The sequence below is a fragment of the Marinospirillum sp. genome (genome assembly GCF_014859565.1).
Map to the genome: position 1 here is coordinate 1 of NZ_JACUUA010000224.1, position 5,142 is coordinate 5,142.

Below are 5,142 nucleotides of genomic sequence, written 5' to 3' on the forward strand. Positions count from 1 at the left end.
GGGGCAAAGTTTGGTATCCGCAAGTACCCTGTTTGGTATCCGCAAGTACCCTGTTTGGTATCCGCAAGTACCCTGTTGGTATCCGTAAGTACCCTATCTAGGTATCTGCTAGTACCCTGTTTCTACCCGCTATGACGGTGCCTTTTTTTCTTGGCCAGATGTTTGATCTGGGTTTTGACTGGTTGCCGATTTACGACCACCAGCCCTGCTTTTATTTCGTAATCAAACGGTGTGTCGCCCTCACTGCAAGCTGCTTTGACTGCTTCGAGTGCCTTGATTAGTTTTTGTTTTCCGCTTTTTAGACTGCTGTTTTCGCTTCCTGTCAGCCTTAACAGGGTTTCAACTTTGATTGGGTATGGGTTTGCGTGGCTTGAGTAAAAGCCATGAAGCCACTGCGCCATCTGGCTCCCGCCTAGTTTTTTTCGTGTATCCCACTGTATGTGGGAATATTGATCGACTCCAAAAAGCGGTGTGATCTTATCGTCTAGCTCGATAATCCATTCGTTTGTATTGTCGTCCTTCACCGCAGAACTAATCAGACTGCCGATGTATGTGTATCTTTCATGCTTTACAATCAATGCGTTGGCGACAAGTCGCTCGATGCGAGATTGAAGAATCTCCCTGTTTTTTCCTGATAGCGTTTTGCCCATCAGCTTTAGTAGCTGATAGCCTGTGATGTGGCATTTGCTGCCCAGATCTTGCAGGCGTACGGCGTGCAAAATCGACTCCCAGGTATCCAGGTCGCCTTGATCGAGTCGCTGACCTGTGTATCGAACCTCTATACCGTCTAGGCTTGCCATTGGTTCGCGCTCTAAATAGCGTCTACGACCGCGACCGACCGCACCGAATAGTGCTGAGCGCAGGAAACCATTTGGGACAGCTCTCACTGGCTCCGGCCAGAATGGTAGCTGTATCACCTTGGCTGTTGTTGCAGGCGATTCATCCGCCCGCACCGACTTTGCTTTTTTTCCGGTTTTCAGTCGCTCAACCCGCGCTATCAAGTCATCCATCGGTTTGATCCTGGTATTTGTTTCTATATGATTATAGTACCACTATACAGCCTGACCAGCAATAGGCAATACTGTCTTTTTATTCTTTGATTCACTGCACTACATTTCTGGACTGCTACTGTCTTTCCGTTCCTCGTTCTGCCTGTCGCTCTCTTTTCTAGTATGACTGTCTTTTATATTTCGGCGTGCCTCTAATGCTGCGTCGGTTGTCCGACCTGCGTAGTCAGCCGGGTCGTGCTTGCGCCTGGTTGCCGGGTGCAGTAGTAGTGCATTCTCGACCTCACCGGCGCTGAAACCGGCTCGGAGCATCGCAACACAAGCCCCAAAGTCGCGCCTGCTTTCGTCCGACGTTTTCATTAAAAGCCTATATCTTTCAAGTGTTTGAACAAGGTCTGATTCATCCTTGCTGCTTGGCATGAGTGCCGCTGGCTCGCCGCGCAGCTGCACTTTTGCTGCCCGCTGCTCTGCTGCCTGCATGCGCTCCTGCTGTCGCTCCAGCTCGGCTTTTTTGCGCCTCGACCGTATCATTTCAAGAAGCTTGACCGTCTTACCGCAAACCCGATCTATAGCCTGAATTATCTTTGTAAATGGCGAATTTTTGCCTATTTTTTTGTTCGCAAACCCTGCCAGCCTGAATGGATGTATTGCACCAGTAAACGCCTTGTCTCCGTATTTCTTGTTCACACCTTGGACAAATTCATTCGCTGTTGACTGTTCTTCTTTTGAAATTTCGGGCTTTGGCGCTTTGATAATCGCCTGTAAATTGTCTTGGCTCGACTCTTGTATCAGACATGGCTCGTAGCCAGCATTCAGCAGTTTATCCTTTGTTGTTGGTGTCAGATCATCCACCACTAAGTAATGATGGCTTGGATCAATCGGTGTAATGTACACCTCATAGCTGCCAGCATTTTTTAGGCTCAAAAATCTAAACTGCTGCCTTACTTCATCCGCTGTATAAAAAATTTCATCCGCACCTTTGCGTCGCCCGTAGTCATTGCCCGGTATGATAACTGGATCACCATCACGCCTCGGCATAAGTGTTATCCGGTATCGCTCCGCCCGTAGTGCTGCATGCTGTTCGGCCCATGCCGCCTCTTTTATCTTGATGTGTTCAGGCTTAGGCCCAGGGGCTTCTGCCGCTATCCTAGTAATTTCATCAGCAGTGCCATTGCCACTGCTCCGGATCCCGCCGCTGCCGCCAGTTGCCACATTGAGTTCAACTCCCTTTGGCTCTCCAGCTCCTCCAGTGCCTCCTGCATCTTCTTTGCTAATTGCTTCTGCTGAAAATCGCTCTGCTCCAGTAGCAATTTCAGCCCTTCCTGCTGCTCCTGCTTGGTCATTTCCATTAAGTCTTTCAGTGCTGCGGCTATCTCTGCCTGCTGATCGATCTGCATCAATCGCTGCTCGCCCGATGCAGATGCTTGCCGTTTCCAGGTCTCGATCTTTGACATACTCAATTCCTCTCTTTATTAGTGAACCGACCTTTAAGCTGCTGGCCAGCTTGCCGCCACCGAACCAGATGCCTTCATCATCATCGCGCAACCGAAATGCAGCGCCCGACCATTTTGTGTTGTCCTTCTGTAGCGTTGGCTTAAAATCGACTCCGGCAGCATCAAGTTTCAGGGCAAAGTCTTTAAAGTTTTCTGATTTATCTGCCACCCTTGAAACGATTTCTTGCAGCAACAGTCTTGGAGGCGGTGCGCCTTTTCTGTCGGCTTTTTCAAGTTCTGCAATAGTTACTGCTCGTACTTTTACATCTTTTGAGTTCGCAACCTCTGTTAATCCATACTCTTTTTCAATGCCGCGCAACAGCTCCTCAGTGCGCTCAAAGTCCCTGGAATCAGACACAACCGATCCATCCGATCTCACCCGCGATGCAACTACATGCACATGGTCATGGTCGGCATCCTGGTGTCGAACCAGTGTCCAGGGCGCATCACCAAAACCCATACCATCTAAGTATTTTGTTGCAATACTGCGCCACTGCTCAGGAGTTAGACTGTCATGCTTGCCTACAGCCAGGCTGCAATGAAAAACTGCTTTACCCAGGCCTGGGCGCAGATTCCGATATGCAGCTAGTTCAGCAGCCATGTCCCGGGCTGTTTTGCTGCCCAGAGTTGTATGCAGGAGCACCGCATCTTTCTTGCCAAGGACGTAGTCCAAGGCACCACGAAAGCCGCTTCCCTTAACAATATTCGCTATCATTTTTCTTCAACTCCAACTAGCTGCAGCTTAATTTCATCCAGCAAAACCGTTAGCTGGATCAGTTCATAATGCAATTCTTCGGCATCAATGATGCCAAGCTGATTAACTTTTTTTGCAATCTGATTCAGGTTGCCGCCAATTTTTCCAAGCTCCGCATGTGTCTGTACGTTTATTTTCGGAACCTTGCCAGCCGGAAGATTTCTTTTTACGATTAGCGCACGAATAGCACCCGTGTAATTTTTCCGATTTTCGCCAGACAAAAAATGCAGCTCGGCAAGCTCCAGGTCATTCAGCCGCACTACAATAGGATGTCGCAGCCGATCTTCTCGCGGCTTCACCGGCCTACCGCCTTTACTCTTTTGATGTTCGCTCACAGCTGCTCCATCTGGGGTTAAGGCAATCCAACGGCACGTTGGCAAGCACAACAAAAACAAGCGCAGCGTAGTTTGAAGTTGGTTAAGTGGCACACTTAACATTGCTTGCTACCTACCTTTTTTGACTCTTGCTGCCACTATAGCCGATTTCGATAAAGCCCCGAGAGCAGGGGTTTTTTGCATGCTCTCGGCATATAGTCGCTGCCCTGGTGGTTGCGCCTCTATGCCTGTCAGAGTGTTACTACACTTGCAGCACCAGGCAAGCACACGCCGCCGCCGCCGCCGCCGCCGCCAGAAAGAAATGAAAAAAACACTGCAAACCAAAAAATAAACATACTGCACAACTACATAGAAACATCACAGTATAACCGCATTTCGGAATGACTGCACTTCCAAAAATTAGCAATACAGTATTACCACATAAACTTGCGACAGTATTTTTTTTAAAAAAATACAGTGAAAGTGCTTGCAGGCAGACAGTATAATGCCTTATAATGAACCTACAGTCAGACAGAAAAGAGGTGTTAGTCATGCAGTTCATCGTTCAGCAGGGTTCGAGCAAAGTAAAAGTCATGCGCTACGCTGGCTACGACAAAGAAAAGCGCCGCTCAGTGGTCAAGCAGGTCGCCAGCATGGATAAGTACGCCCCCGAGATTACTGATGAAATGCGCCAGATTTTCACTCCAGAGGAGCTTGAAGAAGTCGAGGACTGGATCAAAAAACGACTGCACGAAATGAACCGATCCGAGCAAAAACACGCTTTTGAGCGGCTGGATTACTACTTGTCCCGGGCTTCTTCTGCGGTCGCGCTGGATGTTGTTGAACTGACTGAAGAGCGCGTTGGCCGGATTTATGCGGCAATCGCACACTTTGAGCATCTGCTTAAAAAGCGCGGATTCAAAAAAACTGGTCTGCTCAAAAAGCATAGTCATGCGACCCGGACTGCAGATCAGGCGAAAAAGTCAGATAGCAGCAAAGAAATCAGACAGACAGTGATGCCGCTATAGATTGGCATATACCAGCATAGAATAGACCGACTGTGTGTTTCTGCAATGCAATACAGCAACACCAACAAATGGCAAGACTGTATTGCTTGCAAGTGAATTACTGTCATTTCCGTTATCCGGCTGACGGCTGGAGTCCTATGCCTTGGATTTGTGCCTTTGCCTTTATTTCTGGCGCGCGGCGGCGCGGCGTGTGTTCGCATGTGTGGGCGACCGCAGGGAGACAAGCAACATGCCTTAAAAGGCCTCCTAGAGCCTCTACAGTGCATTTTTAGCACTCGGCTGCGTTTAGGGTGCTGCTGGCCTGAAATCGCCCGTAGGGGCGATTGATAGAGGCCAGGCATTACCAGGGGGAGGGGGAGCCGCGCAGCGGGGGAACCCCCTTGGGGGTGCCCCAGACCAATGGTCTGCCTGATTAATATATGATTAAAAACGATTAGCGCATTTTTGAAGATTTCCGAAACCCTTGCAGCGCGTGGCCTACAGGCAATCTCGGGGCAAAGTTTGGTATCCGCAAGTACCCTGTTTGGTATCCGCAAGTACCCTGTT

4 protein-coding genes are annotated in these 5,142 nt (G+C 49.2%); 1 reads left to right on the forward strand and 3 read right to left on the reverse strand.

Annotation, left to right across the window (positions count from 1 at the left end; all coding sequences use genetic code 11):
• Positions 1-122: 122 nt before the first annotated feature.
• The 3 genes from trfA to mobC form a co-directional block, all read right to left on the reverse strand.
• Entirely contained in the window at positions 123-1,010 is an 888-nt protein-coding gene (trfA, locus tag IBX50_RS17005; RefSeq protein WP_292257492.1) for a plasmid replication initiator TrfA, read from the reverse strand.
• A gap of 99 nt (positions 1,011-1,109) precedes the next feature.
• Positions 1,110-3,215, reverse strand: a complete 2,106-nt coding sequence (locus IBX50_RS17010; protein WP_292257493.1) for a DNA-primase RepB domain-containing protein — start codon at positions 3,213-3,215, stop codon at positions 1,110-1,112.
• Positions 3,212-3,589 carry a plasmid mobilization relaxosome protein MobC gene (gene mobC / locus IBX50_RS17015; protein WP_292257494.1) on the reverse strand — a complete coding sequence of 126 codons (378 nt, stop codon included), beginning with the start codon at positions 3,587-3,589 and terminating at the stop codon, positions 3,212-3,214. Before mobC ends, IBX50_RS17010 begins: the two co-directional genes overlap by 4 nt.
• Before the next feature lie 521 nt (positions 3,590-4,110).
• Between mobC and IBX50_RS17020 the strand changes: the two genes are divergently transcribed.
• Positions 4,111-4,596 (forward strand): hypothetical protein, encoded by a 486-nt coding sequence (locus IBX50_RS17020; protein WP_292257495.1) that lies wholly within the window; start codon positions 4,111-4,113, stop codon positions 4,594-4,596.
• Positions 4,597-5,142 lie beyond the last annotated feature (546 nt).

What these genes read in the sequence shown, in the direction of transcription:
- IBX50_RS17010 (WP_292257493.1), bottom strand. Translation starts at nt 3,215, where the DNA reads ATGATAGCGAATATTGTTAAGGGAAGCGGCTTTCGTGGTGCCTTGGAC.
- trfA (WP_292257492.1), bottom strand. Translation starts at nt 1,010, where the DNA reads ATGGATGACTTGATAGCGCGGGTTGAGCGACTGAAAACCGGAAAAAAA.